Genomic DNA, 23,192 nt, shown 5'->3' on the forward strand with positions numbered 1-23,192 from the left:
ATTATATGCATAATAAACAAGTTACAATACCAGGATGGCTGCGATGGGTAGCACTGGTAGCTGTTAGCCTTACCATGTTTGGAAGCTACTATATGTACGACAGTGTTGCTTACGTAGCCAAAGATTTTATCGAATTACTGGGTTTCAGCCAGACGAACATCGGCCAGCTTTATACGATGTACAGTATTGCCGCCGTAATCGTTCTGTTTTTCAGCGGTGTTTTTATCGACAAATACGGCACTCGCGTTTCTATGGTGCTGTTTGGTGCCATTTGCAGTTTAGCCGGTTTTATTACGGCTTTTAGCGACAACTTAACCGTAATCCTCATCGGCCGATTCATTTTAGGATTTGGAAGTGAACCATTAATTGTTGCGCTTACAGTTGCGCTGGCAAAATGGTTCAAAGGAAAAGAATTGGGTTTTGCACTGGGCATCAACCTGCTTATTGGCCGGGGCGGATCTTATTTTGTTGACCGCTCGAATACCTGGGCCAGCTCGATTTACGATATGGGATGGCAGCCGGTACTGTACCTTGCCGCAGGAATCGGACTACTATGCTTTTTAGGCGGTGTAATCTATTATTTCATCGAACGCTGGACACAAAAACGCTATGTGCTTGGCAAAGCTGATGAAACCGAAAAGCTCGACTTTAAAGGCTTATTCAAATACAGCCCATCGTTTTGGTACGTGGTAATTCTTTGTCTAACCTTCTATTCGGCCATATTCCCGTTCCGCGGATTTGCACCCACATTTTACCAGGATGCGCACGGTGTATCCGAGCAAATGGCAGGCAAGCTCAATAGCGTTTTAATTATGGCTACCATGTTTGCTACTCCGGTAATCGGGCTGCTGATCGACAAAATCGGGCGCCGGGCATTAATGATGTTCATCGGATCAATAATAATTCTTCCGGTATATTTGATGTTCGCCTACGGAAACATGTCGTTGTACATTCCCGTAACTTTAATGGGCATTTCCTTTTCGCTTATTCCGGCAGTAATGTGGCCATCCGTAGCCTATATTGTTGAAGAAAGCAAACTGGGAACCGCTTATGCATTAATGACTTTGCTGCAGCAACTTGGCGTAGCAGCTATGGCCTGGCTAATTGGCTTAACCAACGATGTTTCGGGCGCATCGGCAAGCAATCCGGAAGGTTATATTCCAGGAATGTGGATATTTAGCATTCTTGGGATCGTTGGCTTGATTTTTAGTTTTCTTTTACGCCGTGCCGAAACCGGACCAAAAGGACACGGGCTGGAAGAACCAAGCGGAAGTAAAGAATAGTTTTGAGCGAACAATACAATATTGAGTTTAGAACAAAAGGATAGCAGATAGCAGCTAAAAATGGAAGTTAAGAACATTAAAATATTTGTTGTTGAAGATGACGAATGGTACCGTCGCTTGCTGGTGCATAATCTTTCGATGAATCCGGATTATGAAATACAGGCTTTTGGTACCGGCAAAGAATCTTTGAATAATCTTCATGAACTTCCCGATGTTGTTACGCTGGATTACCGACTGCCCGACATGAAAGGGCTGGAAGTGCTTAAGCAGATAAAGGCCATTAACGACGATATTCAGGTTATTCTCATTTCGGAACAAGACGATATTGAAGTGGTTGTCGATCTGCTTAAACACGGTGCTTACGATTACATTGTAAAATCGAAAGACATTCGCGAACGACTGCTGAACACCGTGAATAATATCAGCAAGGAATTTAAGCTGAAAGACGAGATTCGATCGCTGCGCCAGGAGGTTAAAAAGAAATACAGTTACGAAAATACGATTGTGGGCAACAGTCCGGCCACACAAAAAATTTACAACCTGATCGAAAAAGCCACACGTACCAATGTTACCGTTTCAATAAGTGGCGAAACCGGAACCGGAAAAGAGTTGGTTGCCAAAGCGATTCATTACAATTCGTCGCGCGCCAGGCAGCCTTTTGTTCCGGTAAACATGGCTGCCATTCCCAACGAACTGATCGAAAGCGAACTTTTCGGACACGAGAAAGGCGCTTTTACTGGAGCTGCAGCCCGACGTATCGGGAAATTTGAAGAAGCACACTCGGGCACCTTGTTCCTGGATGAAATTGCAGAAATGGACATTTCGCTGCAAGCAAAACTTTTGCGGGCTTTACAGGAAAAAGAAATTATACGAATTGGCAGCAACAAAGCGGTAAAAATCGATTGCCGCATTATAATTGCCACCAATAAAAACCTGCTGGAAGAAGTGAAAAAAGGCAATTTCCGCCAAGACCTTTATTACCGGTTTTATGGCTTGCCCATTGATCTTCCGCCATTGCGCGACAGAGGAAATGATGTTATTGTGTTGGCAAAAAGTTTCATTCAGCAGTTTTGCAAAGAAAATAAACTGGAGCAGAAACTACTTTCGCCTTCTGCCAGTAAAAAATTGCTGGCCTATCCTTTCCCGGGCAATGTGCGCGAGTTAAAATCGGTTATTGAACTGGCAGTAACACTTGCCGATGAAAAAGAAATTACTGCAGAACATTTGCTGCTCGAAGATGCCGAAAACATTGAAGCGCTGCTAACCGAAGAACTGACACTCCGCGAATACAACCTCCGCCTGGTAAAGCGCATGCTCGACAAATACGATAACAAACCCAAAGTGGTTGCCGACAAACTGGATATTGGCATTGCTACTATTTATCGTATGCTCAAAGAGGATCAATAAGCAATTACTCGATTATCATTTTGATAATTCCACTATCATATTGATAGAATTCTAGATTTCTTCATTTTTTATACCCCCTCATTTCTAACTCATTACGGAATTAGAATTTTCATGGCACAACAATTGGCATTAATGATTTCAATAATCCAAAAAAAACGAATGAGGAGGAAATGATCATGAAAATGAATAGAAAAATACAAAATGCAATTAGCATTGGCTTAGTGGCAATAATAGTTATTGCTGCTTTGGTTGGTATTTCAACTTACACCCAAAAAAACAACGAAATTAACGATCTGCAAACACAAAATGCCGGTATAAACCAAGAGTTACAGGAACGCGATTCGATGGTGAACGAGCTGGTTGGCGCTTTTGATGAAATTGAGCAGAACCTGAAATTTATTAAAGAAAAACGTCAGGTTTTATCGGTGGAGTCGCAAAAAGAAGGCAACTACAACCGAAAGCAAGCGATTGTTGAAGACATCGCCCTGATGAATGATATGCTGGAAAAAAGCAGCGAGCATATTGCTGAACTGGAAAGTAAATTGAAAAATTCCGGCATTCAAATCAGTTCATTCAAAAAGAAAATTGCAGCGCTAAATCAAAGTATTGAGGAGCAAAATACACAAATTGTTGCGCTTCAGCAGCAAATTGAAGAGCGAGATATAATGCTGGCCGATATGTCGCAAACCATCGATACGATGCAAACCGTTCTTCAGTCGAAACAAGACACTCTAGTACAACAGCAACAACTGATAGACGAAAAGATTTACCAGCTAAACAAAGGTTTTGTGGCCTACGGAACCTATAAAGAACTGGAAGAACATAACGTTTTGACAAAAGGCGGTGGTTTCCTTGGATTAGGCAAACAAGTTAAGCTGAAAAGAAACCTGGACCAGAACTATTTTACGGAGCTGAACATTCAGGAAACCAAGAGTATTCCTTTGTTTTCAAACGAAGCAACAATCATTTCAGAACATCCGGATAGCTCCTACTCGTTTGTTGAACAAGATGGCGTAATTGCCTACCTGAATATTGAAAATCCGGACGAATTCTGGAAGATATCAAAATACGCAGTAATAGAAATTAAATAATAATAGGTTTGCTGAAAGCAGGGGCGCGGGCAACAGAGGTTGTTCCCTTCTGCTTTCGTTTTTATGCACAAAAACCTCCCAAGCCGATTACTGGCAAACAAACACCTTTCATAAGAAAACATAAACGAAAAAGAAATGAAGAAAATTGGATTAGCACTTACAACGATTGTATTGGGAATTTTATTAATGGTGGCATGCAGCGACGAGAGCGAAACCACCGGTATTACAGCAGGAAAAGGAAAAGTCAACGTATATCTTACCGATGCTCCTTTCCCTATTGGCCTGGTGTCTCAAACCATTGTAACAATCGACAAAGTTGAAATCAGAAAACAGGAAAACGACACAACAGAAGCTTCATTCATTACCCTAATGGAAGATGATTTTGAAATTGACTTGCTAAGCCTTTCGAACGGAATTACTGAACAACTGGCCTCTGTTGAACTGGAAGTCGGAACATACGACATGATGCGTTTGCATGTAGTTGATGCCGAAGTAATATTAACCGACGAAACCGTGTTTGATTTGAAAATACCAAGCGGAACCAGCAGTGGTTTAAAAATTAAAATAGAACCTGCTTTAACAATTAACAGTGGCGAAACCTCTGACGTATTGCTCGACTTTGACGTAAGCAAATCGTTTGTAGCCAAAGGAAACTGGAAAGACGGAATGATTAATGGATTTAACTTTAAACCGGTTGTTCGTTGTGTACTGCTCGACCGTGCCGGACGAATTGAGGGAACTGTTAGCGATACCTCGAATGTACTTTTGCCTAATACTGCTGTTAATCTTTGGACCGAAGTTAGCGACATGGAAGAAGACAGTTTAATAACAACTGCCTTTACCAATGAAATGGGCGGGTATAAACTTATTGGAATACCAGAAGGAACTTATTATATGATTGCGGAGCAGGATAATTTCCTGACCGACACGATTTGGAATGTGGATGTATTAAAAGGACAATCAACCCAGATTGACTTTGTATTAACCCCGGAACAATAAATGGTTGCCAGAGTTAAGACCAACCTACAATCAATCAGCTTGGTTAAGTTTAGTGGTTTTCAAGTATGGGCTGTTCGTTAATTCGGGCAGCCTTTTTTGTGTTTTAAAGCCAGCCTTCATGAAAACTGTTGTGGCTGCTAACTCATCGGCTTACGAATTGAAATTGCTAAGTTGCAGAAATGGGCTTAGCACAACTTTCCGATTAACAACGGCGCTCCATCCTTTGCCTGTTAAAAGTTCAGTGGGCTCAAAAAATTCAGTTAGTAGCAAGCTTTAAAACAATTGGGCAATCTCTTTTCTTAACCCGAAACCTGCACATCAAAACCGGCTTCGCGCACCCGTTGCGCAATACCATTCAATTCGCCCAACGGAACTTTTTCCAAAGTATCGATCGGCGTATCGCGTGCAATGGTGTAAATCATTACTTGCAGGGGCTTTATTTTTTTCAGCAATTCAACCCAGGCCGAAACCTCTTCTTCAGTAGTGTTATCAATGGTTTTGCCCTTGTAACTTCCGCGCACAAACATGGTCTGGATTATCACCTTCCCGTTAAATGCAATCAATTGTTCGATGGTATTTGATAGCTTGAAATTCCCTTTTGGGCAATCCAGCAATTTTACGGTTTCTTCAAAAGCCGAATCCAGTTTCTGAATGTTGTCTTTTATTTTCAGCAATGCCTCAAAAACCGATTTACGGTGAATCATTGTTGCGTTGGAAAGCACGGCAATTCGGGCATCAGGAGTAATCTGGTCGCGCAAGGCAATGGTGTCGTCGATAATTCCGGCAAACTCGGGATGCAAAGTTGGTTCGCCATTTCCGGCAAAGGTAATTACATCGGGAAGCTCGTTGGCAGCCACCATTTCGTGCAGTTTTACCTCCAGCCGCATTTTTACATCGGCACGCGACGGAAAAGAAACTTTTTCCTTATACTCACCCGGCGTAAAACCACATTCGCAGTAAATACAATCGAACGAACAAACTTTGGCTTCGGTAGGCAGTAAATTTATACCCAGCGAAACTCCCAAACGGCGGCTTTTTACCGGCCCGAATATTATTTTATCGAATAAAAATGTTGCCATAAAATAGATCTTTACAGTTTTTGAATTACTGAAAAGGCTTGATTTTTAAAGGAAAGCCAGGTCTCGTATCTGCACGAATAAATCCCGACGCTTACCAATTACTGGATCTCGAAAGTTGTTTCGCCAATTTCATTTCCATCGGCAAACAGGTTAACCGTATAAGTTCCCGGCATCATTTCAGGCTCGTTGGTATTGTCCCAGAAAATAGCCACCGGCAAATCCTGTCCTTCGTAAACGACCTCTCGCATTGCCGAATATTGAATTTTCAAATCTTCAAACTGAAACACATCGTTTTCCGATTTTACCATTAACAACTGATCGGGGCGCATAATTCGCACATAAATCTGTTTTGGCCCGCGTTTGGCCGTTGCATTTTGCCCCAACACAAAATAAATACGAACTTTGGCGGTACGTTTGGCAAATTTGGTCTCCTTGCTTCGGGTATTCAAAGGCTCTGCCACCAACTGACGTGTTTCGAGCATGGCGGCCCGTTTCAGGTTTTGTTGCAGGCGTTCTTTTTCCTGATTCAATTGTTGATTGGTTTGCTCAACCTCTTTGTATTGTTGTTTTACCTCGCGATTCTCGGCCATCAGCTCTTCGTTACGCCGGTTAAGCGAATCGATTTGCACCACAAAATCGCGCATAATACCGCGCAAAGTGGTTACCTGTTTCTGGTAGTCTGAAATTTTCGAGAAACTTACCTTTTTGGTCTGTTCCACTTCAATCAGCAAATCTTTTACTTTGTTTTGTGCCACAAACAGCTGTTCGCTAATCGTATCGTTTTCGGTTTTTAACGAATCATAACTGGCAGCAATTTCGGTTAACTGAAATTGAATGGAGTCTTTCTCAGCCTTGATTTCGGTCATTATCACTTTATGATCGCGTCGTTGCAAAAAGAACAACACCAATACAACTGCCAATACCACAGCAAGAACAATAACAATTATATTGTTTCTCTTGTCTTTCCAATCTTTTTGCATCGCATCAATCTGGCTACTCATGTATGTTATGTTTTTATTCTAGAAATAAACGAAACAAAAATAATAATCTTTTATGCGGTGGCAAATTCGTTTACAGAATCCGAGATACTTCTTTCAAAATAATAAAAAAGGCTGCCCAACACATTCGTCGGACAGCCTTAAAGCATATATATATATTCTAAGCCTAATACAAGCTTCCAATCTTTATTCCAAAATAAATGGTTCTTGGAGAAAGCGGCCCATACACATACGATGGATCGCGATCGATGCCTGTATCAAAATCTTCCTGATAACTGTTAAAAATATTTTTAACACCGCCGTTCAGCTCCACTTTCATGTAGTCTGACAAGCGAAAATGGTAACAGAGTTTTATTCCCGTATCAAAAAACGAATCGCTTTCGCGCAGTTCGCCGACTTCAGGATTTGTGATTTCCGGGCCAAAATAAGGTACCAGCATTTTCCCGGTGTAGTTGCCGGTGAGCGCAATATCGAAAACAGGTGTTGGACTGATATTCGCACTCAGGTAACCGTAAGTATTTGGTGTCCTGAAAAAGCGCTTTTCGCCAAATTCCTGTTCGGCTTCAAATTCACTTTTCTGAACGGTAAACCCGGACTGTAACTGGAATTTCTGCGAAGGCGACGCATTCAATTCAATGTTAATTCCCTGTACTTGCGCGCCGTCTTCGGCATTTACCCGGGTGTAAATTACGGTTCCGTTTTCGTCGGGTGTGCCGTACTCGTTCGCAAACGGATCAACTAACTGCGTGTAAAATCCTTCCACCAGCAACTGGTATTGCCAGTCGCCAAAAGCGTTGGAATAATCGAGCGAGGCCGTAAAACTGTTTGACGATTCCTGCTTCAAATTCGGATCATTCTCGTGAAGCACTTTTCTCGATCCTGACGTTTCAATGTGAAGGTCTTCATCAAAAATCTGCGGTGCACGAAAACCACGGCCAAAACTACTTCTGAACTGCAGATGTTCGGCAATATTGTACAACAAACTCACGCGCGGACTTATTACGTTGCCACTCACATCGTCGCTGTGTTCTATTTTCTCTTCAATTTTGTAATGATCAAAGCGCAACCCGGCACTAAAAACCACTTTTCCGGTTTTCCACTCCGATTGCAGAAACGCGCCGTAATTGGTCATTCCCTGGTCGGTAATCTGGGTATTTCCGTAATGTACATCTTCTGCAGCATCGTAGTAGCCCAGCTTCTCATCTTCCAATGAACTGCCGCTTGTTTCAATCCCTGAAGTAATGGTTGCCGGAGAAAACAACAGATAATCAATATTCCGGATGTACTGTAAACCCGCAGCATAAGTCAAGTCGTCGGTGTGCCCGTATGCCGACGGATCTTGCTCGGCACCGTAATACGAGCCGCGGTCAACACCCTGCATCGATACAAAAGCCGAGAACTTATCGTTATCGCGAAGCAGCAGATCGAAATTCAGCGCACCCGAATTAATCTGGTGCTGCACACTTTCCGAAATATCCGATTCGTGCAACGGTAACTCGAATTTATTTCCTCCGCGGCGGTCTTCGTTTATATTAAAATAATCGACGGTAATTTTTCCGCGGCTCGCCACACGCTGGTAAAAACGTGCACCGATTGTTGTATTGTTGATACTTGCCAACTCCGAAAATCCGTCTCCGTTGGCATCAAAAGGATCACGTTTTCGGTGAAAGCCAAAAATGCTCATCCCGGTTTTATAATCGTCGGTTACAAACGAGCCGTTAATGTTGATGTTGTAATCGCTGGCTGCATCGTAATCGCTTCCGGCGCCCACAAAACTATTGTTTACCGAGGTTTCGAAGCTGTTCGCTACCGGATCTTTTGTTATCAGGTTTATGGTTCCGGCAATGGCATTGCTTCCGTACATCGACGAGCCACCGCCACGAATTACCTCCACCCGTTCGATCATATTTGCGGGAATTAACTCCAGACCATAAACACCGGCCAACCCGCTAAATACCGGGCGCGAGTTAATCAGAATTTGCGAATACGGCCCTTCCAGCCCGTTCATGCGCACCTGCGAAAAACCGCAGTTCTGGCAATTGTTCTCCATCCGCAAACCGGGCGAGAAATTCAATCCTTCGCTTAAGGTTACACTTTGTACACGGTCGAATAATTTGGGATTGATACTGTTTACAATGGTTGGCGTTTCTTTCCGGCTTTTGGCATTTCTGTCGGCCGAAACCACAACCTGTTCAATGCCAATATTATCCGGTTCCAATTCAGCCAAAATCGTAATACTTTTTTTGGCTTCCATCTTCACTTCTTTTTCCATCGATTGATAGCCAATTGCCGATATTACAACCACTTGTTTGCCAATTGGCAAATTTGTCATTTTAAAATGTCCGGTGGCATCGGCAGCCGTTCCAATGGTAGTACCTTTAAGGGTTACCGTTGCAAACGGAATATGTTCTTCTCCCGATTTTACATCGCCAAAAAGCATGGCATCAGTTTTATTTTTGTCGTCATCAGCCTCGTCTGCCGAGGTTATCTGACACGAAAAGAATAGCAATAAAATTGCATATATGGGTTTCATAATCTTTCTGATATGATATTTTCAAACTACTAAATCTGTCTTTTCGAAAAGCGATAAACCATCGCTCCGGCCATCGTTACAACATGGATGAAATGGAAGACAATCCACTTAAAACAAATGACCAGTTGGTTGCACATGCAGCAACACTAATAAGTATTTTGAAAACTAAGCAGGCGGTGCCCGGGGAATAAGGTGTAAGGAAACAGGAATTGTAACTTCCTGATCATTGTATACAATGTAATTGACATCATCTGCGGGCACTTCAAAATTAAAAGCGGTAAGTCCCGGAGTTTCATAAAGATCAGAATGCAACGAGGCAAAAAGATTGATTTCCCGCTGCGAGTGCTTGTGATTGTTATTGGGGCCGTCCGAATCGGATGTTGGATGCGAGTGAGTAACAACAATTCCGTTGGCATAAACATGGGTATGCTTATTTTGTATTGAAGTTTGAACGATGTACAGATACACCGGAAGAACCAATACAAACAGTAGATTTGTATGTTTTCTTATTAAATTCACTCAATCGATTAGTGTGCACAAAGTTAAGAACCTTTCTAAATAATAATAGAACAATTATTATTTTTGTGTTTTATTTTAACAATGGCAAAACGGCGACCAACTTTTAAAATCTACAGTTACGGAGAATACTCGAAATGGGACCGGAAAAGCAGGGACATTCCGAAGATCCTGGATTTTACCACTGAAATTAAAGCAGAAATAGGTACTGAGTTTGGCTACGTGCTGCACATTAAAAACGGGAAGGGCGAGAAAGTTGATTTTCAAATCGACCATCCGCCGTTTACCGATGATGAAGGCAATTTGCGGCCTCCGTTTACCGGCGAACAGTTTATCCGCACCAACGATTACGAGTTTTATCTTGGCGATTGTATTTGGGAACCGCTGGAAGACAAGCGGGGAAAATGGGAGCTAACCACCTGGTATAAAGGCAAAGTGGTTGCTCACAAAATTTTCATGCTGATTTAACTATTTGGCTACTTTTTTCACCTCGGCCGACAGTCTTTCCAAGGCGGCATCGGCAGCAGCCAACATATCCTGAACGACCTTTTTGTAATACTGTTTTACCAACTTCGGATTATCTTTTCCATCAGGATGAGTGGCACGCAAACGCAATTCGCGATGACTTTTTACAATATCGCCGGCAATTTCGTACACTGCTTTTTCATCAACTTCGCTGTTATATTCCATCACGTAAAAACAATCGCTTAAAGCCATCGACATAATCAAATCAATGTCTTTTTTAAGGTCTCTTACACTTGCCATAATTTTATTAATAAATTTTATTAAAGGTAGAAAATTTAACCGAAAATGCAGCTGGTTGGCTTATCTCTGTTGGAAACCACCAAGGCCGCTATTTCCCGGTCGAATCATACTATTATTTCGTTGCTCTTCCTCTTCTTTCTTTTTCTTCTCCAGTTCTTCTTCACGCTTCCGTTCTTCTTCTTCCTTATCGCGGATGTTTTTACTGAAAAGCATATCGGGCGTTAAATCCCAACTGTGACTTTCGCTCCAGTTCGAGCGCAGTTTTATCACTTCCTGAACGTACGCTACACGTTCAGGTTGCACTTTATCCTGAAAACTTCCGGCATCCCACTTCCCGTTTCCATTGGCATCGTAAATAACTTTTACTTTGTACTTTTCGGGTGCCAGGTATTCAAACAACACCTTACCGTCTTCGGTAAAGGTTTTTTGGCGCAATACCTCTTCGTCCTCGTTATTTTTCAGCACCTGCACAACCATCGGCATTGCAACATTCGAGAAATCAAATTCCAGGCTGCCATAATAATCTTCCTCGCGTGTTTTAAAACGTTTAGAATAGGCCTTGCTGGTAACTCCAAAAATATTAACGCATGCTGCCGAATCGATCTCGAGGCTGTATTCAGTTTGTGGCTGCCAATCGAAACGAATGGAATAACTCCGGTATTTTGCCGTGTCTTCTTGTACAGTAACGGGCAGGGGACTTTTTAATGTATCAGCCGTGTAATACATTTTCACCATCGAAGTATTAAAACTTTCTACAGGCTCGGGCGACACAAAGCGGATCACCCCATTCAACTCCATGGTTGATGGGACATCGGTTTGCCAGGTGAACTGTGGTATTGTTTCCGTTTTCACTTCCTCTTCTTCCTCTTCCTTACCACGTCTCCGGCTTTTCTTTTCAGTCTCCACCTTTGGGTCGGCATAATGCATCAAAATGGTATCGTTTTGTACATACGGCATCCCGGCCGAATCGAGCTGCGTATAGCACAATTCCATATACAACGAGTCGTACCTCGAAACCATTGTGTCGGTTATCCACATCAGAACCGAGTCCTTTTCGTGGCCATATTCAAACAATTGCCAATCACTTGCTTCATGGTCGATCAGATTTACAGCGAAGGTATCGGCAATTGATTCATTAAACTCAAAGAAACACTTATTGCGGCTGGGGCGTTCGGCCGATTCAACATACTGATCAAAAATATCTTCCATTACGTAGCGCATATAAAATGGCGCGGGAGAAAAATGTGTATGCCCCAAAACCAACATTGAATCAACGCCACTAACCATTGTATCGGCTTCGGCATGAAAATGCGCTTCAGGAATTACCAATGTATCCAGAAAAGCAATTTCTTCTGCTCCTTCATTGTACAACAGGTCGTTGTTCATGTCGTTAATGGCAAACAAATTATAGGTGCCTTCAGCAATATTATCGATCATAAACAAACCTTCCTCGTCGGTTTTGGCGATGTAATCGGGGCGCACCCTGAATACTGCGGAGTCGTGCAGATTTGAATGCAATACCAACAACGAACCGTCTTTGTTTGGCTCCAGATTAAAGGCATTTATTACACGCCCCGCCACCCTTAACGAGTCGTATTCGGGCCCGGTGCTAAACGAAAAACGCAGGTTTTCAAGCGGATTTTGCTCATTGTTGTCAACAATCGAATTTTTAAAATCAAGCGAATAAGTTACGCTGTCTTTTAAATCCTCGTTGAATTCGATAATCAGCGATTTCGATTTGGTTTTTATTGACGGGCGTTTCTCCAGGGGTGGTGAAATTACGAGCTGCTCCGATATTTTATCCGTTTGTAAATATTCGTTGAATGTAAACCGGATATTGTCTTTATTAAAGTTCAATGCGCGGTACTCCGGGCTGGTTTCCAGCAACACCGGCGGCACCGAATCGCGTGGTCCTCCGGCTGGCATACCCATATTGGCACACGATGAAATAATAACAACCCAGGCCAACATTGCAACAATAAAAAACGGTAGTTTCCCCTTTAACTTCATAGGCTAAAAATGTCTGTTTTCAAGGCCTTCACAGGCAAAATACCGAAGCCTTAAAATGGTTTACAAACATACAAATTCCTGTAAATATAGGAGGTGCCCAGTTGTTAAATATTCCGAAATAAACGTAGCAGTTTTCATATTGTTCGCAACTTCCGCATTTATTATTAAAACATGAATAATAATTATTATAACTTGCTTGGGATAATTAAAACAAAATGGGAAGAAAGAAAAAGAATAAGCTGCACAAAAAGAAACGCGGCGGTACATACAACAAAAAAAAGCTAAAAAACGCTATACTTTCAACACTTTACGAAAACCCCGGAAAGACAGTTAACTACCGCCAGATTTCAGGCGCGCTGAGCATAAAAGATCCGGAAACACGCAAATTGATTAACGTTGCCCTTCAGGAATTGGCCGACGATGGATACGTTGACCAACTATCGCGGGGTAAATTCAAACTGAAAGCACGCACCGGAAAAGTTACAGGTATTATAGAAATGCAGCCACAGGGTTTTGCCTACGTCATTAGCGACGAGCTGGAACAACCGGCTGTAATTTCATCGCGCAACCTGAATCATGCCATGGAAGGCGACAAAGTACGAATCCATGTGTATGCACGGCGCAAAAAACATGATCTGGAAGGCGAAGTAACTGAAATTCTGGAGCGCGCAAAAACGATATTTGTAGGAAAAGTACAAACCACCAAAAACTTTGCTTTTTTGGTTCCGGCCGGAAAAGTTGGTTTCGATATTTTTATTCCGAAAGAAAAACTTAACGGCGCAAAAGACGGGCAAAAAGCCATTGCCGAAATTAAAGACTGGCCACAAAATGCTCGCAGCCCCTTTGGCGAAATTATTGAAGTACTGGGCGACACCGGCGATAACGATGCTGAAATGCACGCCATTCTGGCCGAGTTTGAACTGCCGCACAAATTCCCTCAAAACGTGGATAAGGCTGCCGAAAAAATTCCGCTTGAAATTCAGAAAGAAGAGATTAAAAAGCGGCGCGATATGCGCAAAACCACCACTTTTACCATCGACCCGGCTGATGCAAAAGATTTTGACGATGCACTGTCGTTAAAGAAACTCGACAACGGAAACTGGGAAGTTGGTGTGCACATTGCCGATGTTACGCATTACGTGCGCCCGAATACTATTATTGAGAACGAAGCACAAGACCGCGCAACTTCTGTTTACCTGGTTGACCGCGTAGTTCCAATGCTTCCCGAGCGCTTATCGAACGGTGTTTGCTCGTTGCGGCCCAACGAAGATAAATTGTGTTTTTCGGCCGTTTTTGAAATTACCGAAGATGCAAAAGTGAAAAAACAGTGGTTTGGAAAAACAGTCATTCACTCCGACCGAAGATTTACCTACGAAGAAGCACAGGAAATTATTGAAACCGGACAGGGCGATTTTTCTGAAGAAGTACTAAAACTAAACGAACTGGCGATAAAATTACGCGATGAACGTTTCGATAGCGGATCGATTGCTTTTGAGCGCGTGGAAATGAAATTTGAAATTGACGAGAAAGGAAAACCAATTTCAGTGTCGTTTAAGGAATCAAAAGAATCGAACCACCTGATTGAAGAATTTATGTTGCTGGCCAACAAAAAAGTGGCCGAGTTTATTGGCAAAGTACCGGAAAAGAAAACGCCGAAAACCTTTGTTTACCGTATTCACGACAAACCCGACCCCGACAAACTTTCGTCGTTCAACACTTTTATAAAGCGCTTTGGCCACGGTATTCAACTGTCAACGCCGCGTGCTATTTCAACTTCGCTAAATAAATTACTTACCGAGGTTAAAGGCAAAAACGAACAAAATGTAGTTGAAACACTGGCCATCCGAACCATGGCAAAAGCAGCATACTCAACCCGAAACATTGGGCACTACGGACTTTCATTCGATTATTATACGCACTTTACCTCGCCAATCAGGCGCTACCCCGATATGATGGTGCACCGCCTGCTGGAAAAATATTTAGACGGAGCACGTTCGGCTAACGAACAAAAATACGAGGGGCTGTGTAAACACTCGTCGGATATGGAAGCCAAAGCAGCCAACGCCGAGCGGGCGTCGATAAAGTACAAACAAGTGGAATTTATGCAAGACCATATTGGTAAAACTTACCCGGGAACGATTTCGGGCGTAACCGATTGGGGAATTTACGTGGAGCTTGAAAACAAAATTGAAGGTATGATTCCGATTGCACAAATGGATGATGATTTTTATATTTTCGATGAAAAAAATTATGCGCTGGTGGGCCGCCATTCGCGTAAAAGTTTTCAGTTGGGCGAGAAAATAAATGTACGCGTTTGGCGCACCAATCTTGAAAGAAAGCAGCTCGACTTCAGACTGGCTGAGCAGGATAACGGATAGCCATTCGAATATTATTCGAATAAATTTCAAACAGTTACAGGGCATTCAACCAGTAAAAGTAAATGTCGTCTGCCAGAGTAAAATGTTCTAAAAAATAATAACGGCTAAAATAAATGGTTATATTTGGCCAAGTTTTAACACAGACAAAACATTTGAATTCATGCAAAATTCAACGGATACTGCGAATAAAAAGGATGTGAACAGGGAAAATATCCTAAAGATTGCCCGTGAAATTTTCAGCAAATACGGCTACAAAAAAACCACACTCGACGACATCGCTAATGCAGTTCGCAAAGGGAAAAGCTCGCTTTATTACTATTTCAAAAGTAAAGAAGATCTTTTTCAGGCTGTTATTATGAAAGAGGTTGATATTTTGGCGTACGAACTTGAAATTGTGATCAACCGAAACACCGATCCGGTAGATAAGTTGCGCGATTACATTTTAACCAAAATGGCGACTTTCCGTAACCTGGCCAATTTCTATCATGCCATTGAAAACGATGTTACCGCCGTTGGATTTATCGATGAGGTAAAACTGAAATACGAGCAGGACGAGATACGAATGATTAAACGGATATTGATTGAAGGCGTTCGTAAGAATGAATTCGAGATTTACGATTTCAACCTGGCAGCCATTGGTATTACCACCGCTATAAAAGGCCTGGAAATGCCACTTGCCGCAGGAAATTACAGCAATGCAAATCTGGAACGAAGCGTTGATATTATTCTGAAAATTATGTGTTACGGCATAATGAAAAGGTAGTTCTCAATCAAAAAAAAACAACCATACAAAGGCTGTTGGAGTAATCCGGCAGCCTTTTTTTATGGATCACATGAAATTTCTGGTGGAGCATAAATTATTTTCATTTTTACTTTTTAACGATAAATGAACTCATAAGGAAGTCAATATATGGAATTAATAGGGCTTCATAACTCTTTCTACCCTTTTGTCTGTCGACATTTTCCCTTATGAAGGGAAAACAGTTTTTTAGTAACAGGAAGAGGATTTGGTGCTGCCATTACGGTTTCCTAACAACAGGCTCCCCTCGTGAGGGGAGCTCCCTACAGGGTGAGGGGTAATGTATATCTTATACTGTTGTCCGGATTACAATGGATAATGCCGATACTACAACACCGGATCGTTCTGAATGAAATGAAAGAATGCGACACTTTGTTGTTAAATCGGTATAACTTTCCTGAATTTCATGTAGCTCGTACAAATAGTAATTCACCGTATTTTTAAACTTATCCCTTTTTTTATGTTGAAGACTGGAACGCTGATAACACAGAATGATTTGATTTACACTGAATAAGTTAAGCGGATTTGAAAACTTTTTGGAACAGAGTGACAGGTTTAGGATTCGGAAAGGAAGAGTATTGGGTAAAATCTGAAGCAACAACTTTTTTAAGATTTATAAAAAGAAAAGGCTGCCCTTCTGACAGCCTTTTTAACCTAAACCAACTAAACCTAATAAACCACAAACTTGTCAGAACGACAAGCCCGTTGTTTGTCTTAAATATCGTTTACTTTTTTACTTCGTATATCTGGCACAAAGATATCAATTTTTTTTAGTTGAAAGTCTTACACCTTAAATTCTACCTTTTTCGTTTCCCACAAGATAACATTCTCTTATTTTTGTGTCCAACAATATAAACATTTATGACACGAGCATCTAAATCCAACACGCCCAATTTCAACATTCAGTTTCGGAAAACACGATGCCTTAAAAACAATAAATTTTAATCGTATGAAAAAGCTGAACTTCCTTCTTACTGCGTGCCTGTTCCTTTCGTTCATTGCCCATGCGCAACCGAAATACGAATTCAGAGCCGTTTGGGTAGCCACCGTTGTAAACATCGACTGGCCTTCGGAACCGGGCTTAAGTACAGATGCTCAAAAGCGTGAAATCATCGATATTTTAAATTTACATAAAAGTTTAGGCATGAATGCCATTATTTTGCAGGTTCGACCCGCTGCCGATGCTTTTTATCAATCGGATCTGGAGCCTTGGTCGCGCTACCTCACCGGTGTTCAGGGGCAGGCACCGCTGCCTTTTTACGATCCGCTGAAATTTTGGATTGAAGAATGCCATAAACGCGGGATGGAACTGCATGCATGGTTAAACCCCTACCGGGTAGCTCAAAACCTTGAAGATCCACTTTCCATCGATCACATTGCTTTTCGTCACCCCGATTGGATTTTAAAATATGGCAACCGCTTGTATTTCGACCCGGGATTACCTCAGGCCCGCGAGTTTGTAACCGATGTGGTGCAGGATATTGTAAAACGTTATGATGTGGATGCCATTCATTTCGACGACTATTTCTATCCTTACCCCTTAAAAGAAGAATTTCCGGATACAACATCGTTCAAATTCTACAACCGTGGATTTACTGCAGAAAACAAAGCCGACTGGCGCCGCGAGAATGTTGACATAACCATTAAAATGCTGAACGACTCGATAAAAGCCACCAAACCCTGGGTGAAATTTGGCATCAGCCCGTTTGGTGTGTGGCGCAATAAAACCGACGACCCGATGGGATCTGACACAAAAGCCGGAACAACAAATTACGACCAACTGTATGCCAACATTATAAAATGGCAAAAAGAAGGCTGGATCGATTATACTCTACCACAACTATATTGGCAAATCGGTCACCCTACTGTTGATTTTCAGCTACTGGCCAATTGGTGGAAAGATCATGCTTACGGCCGCGCCATGTACATTGGGCAAGCGCCTTATAAAGTTAGCAGCACTTCGCAAACTAAAGAATGGACTGAACCTGACCAGCTTACAAAACAAATTCGGATACTGCGCGCAATACCAGAAATTCAGGGCTCATCGTTTTACAGCAGCAAATGGTTTAATGGCGATTTGCTGGGATTACAGGACAGTTTAAAACTGGATTATTACAAATCTCCGGCGATTGTTCCGCCAATGCCCTGGCTTGATAATCAGGCACCTCAGCCACTGGTTAAAATTAATAAGCGGGGCCGAAAGATTAAATGGACACCTGCCGAAACCCAAAATGAAATGGACAAGGCATGGAGTTATGTCCTTTATCTGAGTGAGGAAGGCGAAAAATTCGATGCAGATAGCTGCCAATATATTTTTGGCATCACAAAAGAACAGGAATTTAAATTTGACCGAATAAACCGCAAAAAGAAAAAATACGAAGTTCGGATTTCTGTGCTCGACCGTTTAAGCAACGAAAGCAGATTAAGTGAACCGATAAAGGTTAAGCTCTGAATTTAAGCTCCGGATAAATAAACTCTTCAATTGCCTGGGGCGAATTGCCAACGGCTTCTTTGCCCCGCAATCTTCTAACGGTATGTGCTTTCAGCAGGCCATCAGTGGCAGGTCTAATCATCGCCTTTGCCTCGGTTGCTGTGCCATTCAGCCATTTATCGGCCTCCTCTTCATTGAGAATCAGTGGCATTCGGGCTTCGTTAAGTTTCGGATTATTGTGGATCTTTTTCATCAGAAAATTGGCTTTAGTTGTAACAATGGTAAACGAGTTCACCACTTCACCCGTAGCTTTGTTGGTCCATTCGTCCCACAATCCACCCAAAACAATTGGCTCTCCATCAACCCGCTGAATATAGAACGGATATATTTTGCCCCCAAAATGGTGATGCTCGAAAAAGCCGTCGATATAAACCAGGCAGCGTTTTGAGTTGGCAGAAGTTCGAAATGAAGGTTTTTCGAAAATACTTTCGCCGCGGGCATTAATTGTTTTATTCCAGATATCGAGTTGTTGCTGTTCGTTTTTCACCCAAAACGGAATGAGCCCCCAACTGGCAATGGCCGGTAATTCAAAATTCTCGTTGGTATAAATCAGCAACTTTGGGTGCTGAAACCCCGAAACGTGAAAAAACTCCTCTTCCAGGAAAGGACGAAACTGCTCAATCAGCATTTGTATCGCCTCTTCGTTGCCATAATGCCGTGCCCGTTTTAACGCGGCCTCTACCTTGGTTTTTATATCGTAACACATAATTTTAAAAACATTATTGAGCTCAGAATAGTTCTTTTAAAATTATAAAAAACTGCCCAAAACAGCCTCATTTACAATCATCAAAGGAGTAAAAAAATCGCTTCTAAGAATCACACATTACGTTAATTAGGATAACCCGCTACTAACCATTTGTTAATTTTATTCTCGCCCTTTCTCCACCTGCCAGCCGATATGAACATTTCCAGGCTTTTTACTTTTTATGATAAGTATAGCCTAGATTCATTCTCATTAACCTAATTTCTTCCACTTTTTTCTAGAAATATTTGGAAATTAATTCGCAACACTATACTTTGGCAGCTACAAACCCTTATTTTTTATCTTTTTGTTTTTATTATGGGCAGCTTTTTGTGGACGAAGAGTTGCCCATTTGTGCCCTTTTGCGAGACTAATGGGCTGAAATTGAGTTAAAATACTACTTACTGAAGAGTAGATAACTATACCATTTTATCGCAATAAAAGTTTGGGAAGACTTTTATTGTTACAGGGCATTCATTAGGAATGATAAAAAATTAGAGTTTTTAAAAGGCGGGGTTCACCTGCCTTTTTTCTTTTTTTGGGAATTAATTCATGTCAGCATTTAGAAAACCGGCCGTTTTTTTGATCGAGTCAGCGATAGAGAGATACTGGTAAGCGGTCATTCGCGTAATTTTTGAGCCATCAAAATTATTAACGGCATTACGCCCTGTGGCTGCTTCGCGCGTTATTAAAGAAGGCTGGCGTGTAAACCAGCTGGCAAAAGTAGCTGCCCGCCAAACAAAACCCATCAAAAAATCGTTGGCCCAAATCGTAGGTTTTGGTTTTTGTAAAGCTTCAGCAATTTGCGTAAACACTTGCTGGTAGCTTAAATTCTCGGCACTTAGAATATAACGCTGATTTTTGCAGTTTTCAAAGTTTTCGGCTTCCATCAATTTTATCATGGGGCGTACAACATCAAAAACATCAACAAAACCGGTAACTCCTTTGGTATAAAATTTCATGCCATCCCAAATGGTTTTAAAGATCTTTGCACTTCCGCTCTCCCAATTTGCAGGTCCAAAAATTATCGACGGATTAACGATAATAGCATCCAAACCTTCTTCTATTCCGCGCCATATTTCGGTTTCAGAATAAAATTTGCTCTCGGAATAAGCCGAATTCTTTTTCGATGGCACCCAGTTCGTTTCTTCTGTAACCGGAGCTCCATTTTGTAATTTTCCCAGTGCAGCAATGGAACTAACGTGGCAAATCTTTTTCACACCATTTTCAATGGCGGCATTAACAAGGTTTGCCGTTCCTTCCACATTATTTGAGATCATTCGCTGCCGCTCTTTGCTATCAAACGAAACAATAGCTGCACAATGGTAAATTTCGGTTACACCATTCAATAATTTTTCTAGTTCGAAATAATCCAGGATATCGCCATCTACCCATTCTATGGTATCGAACAGCTGTTGAGCATCATTGGTGTAATAGGCAAAAGTTTTTTCAACCTGCTTTAAATTGCTTGTTTGGCGTTTTAAAGCTCTAACTTTTTTGCCCGTTTTACAAAGCTCATACAATAAATGAGCTCCAACCAACCCGGTTCCTCCTGTTACAAAAATCATTGATTTATTTTATGAATTCCAGGGTGTTACTGCTTTTGCACCAAACTCTTTCCCTGTAATGTTTTCAATATGCACTTTAAAAATCCCTACATTTTTTACCGCCGGTGTTCCGAATTTAAATTCGCGGTCGCTGTATTGCTTCATAATCAATCCGAGACAGCGGTACTTTTCATCAAAATCGTCGATAAACTCTACTTTGCCTTCCACATTTACCGTTTTCGATTTAACCCGGTAACTACAGCCAACGCGCACATCCTGCCAAGCCAGTTCTTCGCCCAAAGTCCAGTTTATACACACCTGCGGATTTTTCTGTATGGTTTCCCACATGCGTCCCTCCGGTGCCGAATGCAAAATAATCGTATCGCCTTCCAACGCAAAATTCAGCGGTAAAACATAAGGTTTGTCATCCACCGACATGGCAAAATAACAGGTTTTGCAGGCGCGGATTACTTCGTCGATTTCGTTGCGGTCTTCGATAAAATTTGTTCGCATATCGTTAATTTATGGTTCGGCTGCCAAGGCTTTTAGCCAACTCTTTTTCAGCCCGTTTCAGGTTCATATATATCGATTGTTCTTCAATCACTCTATCAAAATCGTTGTCGGCTGCTGCTTTATCAATGGCCTTTTCAATCTCGGCCATCATCATTTTAATTTTCCGCAGTTTATATTCGTTAACGATCCGGGGAATAAGAACATCCAGAATATCTTCTTCTTTTTCGGTAAAAGCACCGGCTTTGGTCCAGCGTTTACTTTCGGTATATTTTTCTGAAAGCAGATCGGTTGCAAACTTGCTCATGGAAGCATCGGGGTGATAAACAAAGTGTTTCCACGGATCGAAATTCTCTTTGTACAAATTCTCCCTGACTTCGTAAAACACCTTTTTAAACAGCGCATTTTCCGACACCAACTCATCGGCCTCCAGCTCGTCGATCATAAACTCACCCACCGATAAGGTGCGGGTTTCGTGCGTTTCCTCATCTTCCTCCTCATACAAATCGCTTGTACAATATTTAAGCAGAAAACGCAAAAACTCCAGTTCTTCCACCAAAAGTCGTACAGGCCGAGCAACCGGCTCTTCCTGCACAGGTTGCGGAGGTGCCGCCTGCCGACGGCTTTGCTCGCGAAATTCCCTTTTCCGGAACTCCTCGGTTTGTTGATGTTTTTGTTTTCGTACCTCGGTGTACAACACTTCTTCGTCAACACCAAGCAAACGGCTACATTCTTTTATATAAACCGAACGGGTAATTGAATCGGGGATTACGGAAACCGACCGGATAACATCAGAGATCAGGCGCGCTTTGGCAACCGGATCATTCTCGGTACTCTTTAAAAGTAGTCGGGTTTTAAACTGTATGAAGTCGGTTTCGTTTTGCTCCATATATTCCTGGAAACCGGAAGCCCCCATTTTCTTGGCAAACGAGTCAGGATCTTCGCCATCGGGCAGCGGCAACACTTTTACATTCATGCCCTCTTCCAGCACCATGTCAATTCCGCGCAAAGATGCTTTTATTCCCGCCGCATCTCCATCGTAAATAATCGTGATATTAGGCGTAAAACGGCGCACCATTCGGATTTGATCGGGTGTTAGCGAAGTTCCCGACGAAGCAACAACATTCTCAATGCCCACCTGGTGCAACGACATTACATCGGTATAACCTTCAACCAGGTAACATTTATCGGTACGCGTCATTTCGCGCTTGGCCTGATAAATTCCGTACAACACCCGGCTTTTGTGGTAAATATCCGACTCAGGCGAATTCAGGTATTTGGCCGTTTTTTTATCGTTTGTTAAAATGCGGCCGCCAAAAGCAATTACACGCCCTGCCAGGTTATGAATGGGGAACATTACACGGCCGGCAAAACGGTCGCGCAACCAGTCGTCGCGTTTTATCGTCAATCCCGTTTTCTCCAGGAAATCGAGTTTATAGCCCTGTCTTTGTGCTGCTTCGGTAAAAGGAGTTTTCCCATCGGGAGCAAAACCCACTTCGAATTTTTTCAAAATATCGTCGCGAAAACTACGCTCGCGAAAATAGCCCAGTCCAATAGTTCTGCCCTCGTTTTCTTCCCACAAATAGCGGGTAAAATATTTCTGGGCAAAGCCGGAAACAATCATCAAACTTTCGCGCGAATCTTTTAGCTGTTTTTGCTCTTCAGTTTCCTCTTCCTCCTGAACCTCGATATTGTATTTTTTTGCCAGCCATTTCAGCGCCTCGGGATAGGTAAGATTCTCGTGCTCCATAATGAAATTCACCGAGTTTCCTCCCTTCCCACATCCAAAACATTTAAAAATTCCTTTGGCCGGCGACACGGTAAACGATGGTGTTTTTTCGTTGTGAAACGGGCACAAACCAAGCATGTTTACACCCCGTTTTCGCAGTGTAACAAAATCACCTACTACGTCTGAAATTTCCGCAGCGTCAATAATCCGGTCTATCGTGGCATGATCAATCATCGGTACAAAAATATCAGAAATAGCCTGAAACGAACACCTTTTAAGCCGAATAATATCCACAATTAAAAGCCGCTTCAAATA

18 protein-coding genes are annotated in these 23,192 nt (G+C 42.1%); 8 read left to right on the top strand and 10 right to left on the bottom strand.

Features of this window, described 5'->3' with window-relative positions; all coding sequences use genetic code 11:
- Nucleotides 1-5 precede the first annotated feature (5 nt).
- The 4 genes from BMW53_RS01585 to BMW53_RS01600 all read left to right on the top strand — a co-directional run bounded on the left by BMW53_RS01585 (nt 6) and on the right by BMW53_RS01600 (nt 4,780).
- Nucleotides 6-1,283 carry an MFS transporter gene (locus BMW53_RS01585; protein ID WP_038557780.1) on the top strand — a complete coding sequence of 426 codons (1,278 nt, stop codon included), beginning with the start codon at nt 6-8 and terminating at the stop codon, nt 1,281-1,283.
- Nucleotides 1,284-1,343: 60 nt separating this feature from the next.
- Complete coding sequence (locus BMW53_RS01590) at nt 1,344-2,690, top strand: sigma-54-dependent transcriptional regulator (RefSeq protein WP_038557778.1); 1,347 nt, start codon at nt 1,344-1,346, stop codon at nt 2,688-2,690.
- 182 nt (nt 2,691-2,872) lie between these two features.
- Nucleotides 2,873-3,781 carry a Cbp1 family collagen-binding glycoprotein adhesin gene (locus BMW53_RS01595; protein WP_139177996.1) on the top strand — a complete coding sequence of 303 codons (909 nt, stop codon included), beginning with the start codon at nt 2,873-2,875 and terminating at the stop codon, nt 3,779-3,781.
- Between the two features lie 135 nt (nt 3,782-3,916).
- Entirely contained in the window at nt 3,917-4,780 is an 864-nt protein-coding gene (locus BMW53_RS01600; protein WP_051567738.1) for a DUF4382 domain-containing protein, read from the top strand.
- Nucleotides 4,781-5,079: 299 nt separating this feature from the next.
- Here BMW53_RS01600 and BMW53_RS01605 read toward each other — a convergent pair whose 3' ends face one another.
- The 4 genes from BMW53_RS01605 to BMW53_RS01620 form a co-directional block, all read right to left on the bottom strand.
- Complete coding sequence (locus BMW53_RS01605) at nt 5,080-5,859, bottom strand: radical SAM protein (protein WP_038557774.1); 780 nt, start codon at nt 5,857-5,859, stop codon at nt 5,080-5,082.
- 98 nt (nt 5,860-5,957) lie between these two features.
- A complete protein-coding gene (locus BMW53_RS01610; protein ID WP_038557772.1) occupies nt 5,958-6,860 on the bottom strand; it encodes a DUF8429 coiled-coil domain-containing protein in 903 nt (300 codons plus the stop codon).
- A gap of 163 nt (nt 6,861-7,023) precedes the next feature.
- Nucleotides 7,024-9,390, bottom strand: coding sequence for a TonB-dependent receptor (locus BMW53_RS01615; protein WP_038557769.1), 2,367 nt, complete (start codon nt 9,388-9,390; stop codon nt 7,024-7,026).
- A 165-nt stretch (nt 9,391-9,555) separates the two neighbouring features.
- The gene (locus BMW53_RS01620; protein WP_038557767.1) at nt 9,556-9,909 is read right to left on the bottom strand and encodes a DUF8478 family putative metalloprotein; all 354 of its coding nucleotides are present in this window, start codon (nt 9,907-9,909) and stop codon (nt 9,556-9,558) included.
- A gap of 81 nt (nt 9,910-9,990) precedes the next feature.
- On the opposite strand from BMW53_RS01620, the gene BMW53_RS01625 reads away from it, so the two are divergent.
- Nucleotides 9,991-10,374: a DUF3859 domain-containing protein gene (locus tag BMW53_RS01625; protein ID WP_038557765.1), complete on the top strand. Its 384-nt coding sequence runs from the start codon at nt 9,991-9,993 to the stop codon at nt 10,372-10,374.
- Here BMW53_RS01625 and BMW53_RS01630 read toward each other — a convergent pair whose 3' ends face one another.
- Nucleotides 10,375-10,671, bottom strand: a complete 297-nt coding sequence (locus BMW53_RS01630) for a hypothetical protein (RefSeq protein WP_038557763.1) — start codon at nt 10,669-10,671, stop codon at nt 10,375-10,377.
- A 60-nt stretch (nt 10,672-10,731) separates the two neighbouring features.
- Nucleotides 10,732-12,681: an Ig-like domain-containing domain gene (locus tag BMW53_RS01635; protein WP_038557761.1), complete on the bottom strand. Its 1,950-nt coding sequence runs from the start codon at nt 12,679-12,681 to the stop codon at nt 10,732-10,734.
- A 215-nt stretch (nt 12,682-12,896) separates the two neighbouring features.
- Here BMW53_RS01635 and rnr point away from each other — a divergent pair, with 215 nt between their 5' ends.
- The 3 genes from rnr (at nt 12,897) to BMW53_RS01650 (ending at nt 18,310) form a co-directional block, all read left to right on the top strand.
- Complete coding sequence (rnr, locus tag BMW53_RS01640) at nt 12,897-15,059, top strand: ribonuclease R (RefSeq protein ID WP_038557759.1); 2,163 nt, start codon at nt 12,897-12,899, stop codon at nt 15,057-15,059.
- Nucleotides 15,060-15,219: 160 nt separating this feature from the next.
- Entirely contained in the window at nt 15,220-15,822 is a 603-nt protein-coding gene (locus tag BMW53_RS01645) for a TetR/AcrR family transcriptional regulator (RefSeq protein WP_038557757.1), read from the top strand.
- A gap of 985 nt (nt 15,823-16,807) precedes the next feature.
- The gene (locus tag BMW53_RS01650) at nt 16,808-18,310 is read left to right on the top strand and encodes a glycoside hydrolase family 10-like protein (RefSeq protein ID WP_038557754.1); all 1,503 of its coding nucleotides are present in this window, start codon (nt 16,808-16,810) and stop codon (nt 18,308-18,310) included.
- Here the strand turns inward: BMW53_RS01650 and BMW53_RS01655 are convergent.
- The 4 genes from BMW53_RS01655 to dnaG all read right to left on the bottom strand — a co-directional run bounded on the left by BMW53_RS01655 (nt 18,300) and on the right by dnaG (nt 23,189).
- On the bottom strand, nt 18,300-19,055 hold the full coding sequence (locus BMW53_RS01655) for an SOS response-associated peptidase (RefSeq protein WP_038557751.1): 756 nt from the start codon (nt 19,053-19,055) through the stop codon (nt 18,300-18,302). The genes BMW53_RS01650 and BMW53_RS01655 overlap by 11 nt on opposite strands.
- A 581-nt stretch (nt 19,056-19,636) precedes the next feature.
- The gene (locus BMW53_RS01660) at nt 19,637-20,659 is read right to left on the bottom strand and encodes an NAD-dependent epimerase/dehydratase family protein (protein ID WP_038557748.1); all 1,023 of its coding nucleotides are present in this window, start codon (nt 20,657-20,659) and stop codon (nt 19,637-19,639) included.
- Between the two features lie 9 nt (nt 20,660-20,668).
- A complete protein-coding gene (locus tag BMW53_RS01665) occupies nt 20,669-21,151 on the bottom strand; it encodes a pyridoxamine 5'-phosphate oxidase family protein (RefSeq protein ID WP_038557743.1) in 483 nt (160 codons plus the stop codon).
- 4 nt (nt 21,152-21,155) lie between these two features.
- Nucleotides 21,156-23,189 carry a DNA primase gene (gene dnaG / locus BMW53_RS01670; protein ID WP_245749005.1) on the bottom strand — a complete coding sequence of 678 codons (2,034 nt, stop codon included), beginning with the start codon at nt 23,187-23,189 and terminating at the stop codon, nt 21,156-21,158.
- Nucleotides 23,190-23,192: the final 3 nt, after the last annotated feature.

The organism is Draconibacterium orientale (assembly GCF_900111425.1).
GTDB classification, from domain to species: Bacteria; Bacteroidota; Bacteroidia; order Bacteroidales; family Prolixibacteraceae; genus Draconibacterium; species Draconibacterium orientale.

Excerpts from the sequence above, each read along its gene's own strand:
- BMW53_RS01585 (WP_038557780.1), top strand. The coding sequence starts at position 6 with ATGCATAATAAACAAGTTACAATACCAGGATGGCTGCGATGGGTAGCA.
- BMW53_RS01590 (WP_038557778.1), top strand. The coding sequence starts at position 1,344 with ATGGAAGTTAAGAACATTAAAATATTTGTTGTTGAAGATGACGAATGG.
- BMW53_RS01595 (WP_139177996.1), top strand. The coding sequence starts at position 2,873 with ATGAATAGAAAAATACAAAATGCAATTAGCATTGGCTTAGTGGCAATA.
- BMW53_RS01600 (WP_051567738.1), top strand. The coding sequence starts at position 3,917 with ATGAAGAAAATTGGATTAGCACTTACAACGATTGTATTGGGAATTTTA.
- BMW53_RS01605 (WP_038557774.1), bottom strand. The coding sequence starts at position 5,859 with ATGGCAACATTTTTATTCGATAAAATAATATTCGGGCCGGTAAAAAGC.
- BMW53_RS01610 (WP_038557772.1), bottom strand. The coding sequence starts at position 6,860 with ATGAGTAGCCAGATTGATGCGATGCAAAAAGATTGGAAAGACAAGAGA.
- BMW53_RS01615 (WP_038557769.1), bottom strand. The coding sequence starts at position 9,390 with ATGAAACCCATATATGCAATTTTATTGCTATTCTTTTCGTGTCAGATA.
- BMW53_RS01625 (WP_038557765.1), top strand. The coding sequence starts at position 9,991 with ATGGCAAAACGGCGACCAACTTTTAAAATCTACAGTTACGGAGAATAC.
- BMW53_RS01630 (WP_038557763.1), bottom strand. The coding sequence starts at position 10,671 with ATGGCAAGTGTAAGAGACCTTAAAAAAGACATTGATTTGATTATGTCG.
- BMW53_RS01635 (WP_038557761.1), bottom strand. The coding sequence starts at position 12,681 with ATGAAGTTAAAGGGGAAACTACCGTTTTTTATTGTTGCAATGTTGGCC.
- rnr (WP_038557759.1), top strand. The coding sequence starts at position 12,897 with ATGGGAAGAAAGAAAAAGAATAAGCTGCACAAAAAGAAACGCGGCGGT.
- BMW53_RS01645 (WP_038557757.1), top strand. The coding sequence starts at position 15,220 with ATGCAAAATTCAACGGATACTGCGAATAAAAAGGATGTGAACAGGGAA.
- BMW53_RS01650 (WP_038557754.1), top strand. The coding sequence starts at position 16,808 with ATGAAAAAGCTGAACTTCCTTCTTACTGCGTGCCTGTTCCTTTCGTTC.
- BMW53_RS01655 (WP_038557751.1), bottom strand. The coding sequence starts at position 19,055 with ATGTGTTACGATATAAAAACCAAGGTAGAGGCCGCGTTAAAACGGGCA.
- BMW53_RS01660 (WP_038557748.1), bottom strand. The coding sequence starts at position 20,659 with ATGATTTTTGTAACAGGAGGAACCGGGTTGGTTGGAGCTCATTTATTG.
- BMW53_RS01665 (WP_038557743.1), bottom strand. The coding sequence starts at position 21,151 with ATGCGAACAAATTTTATCGAAGACCGCAACGAAATCGACGAAGTAATC.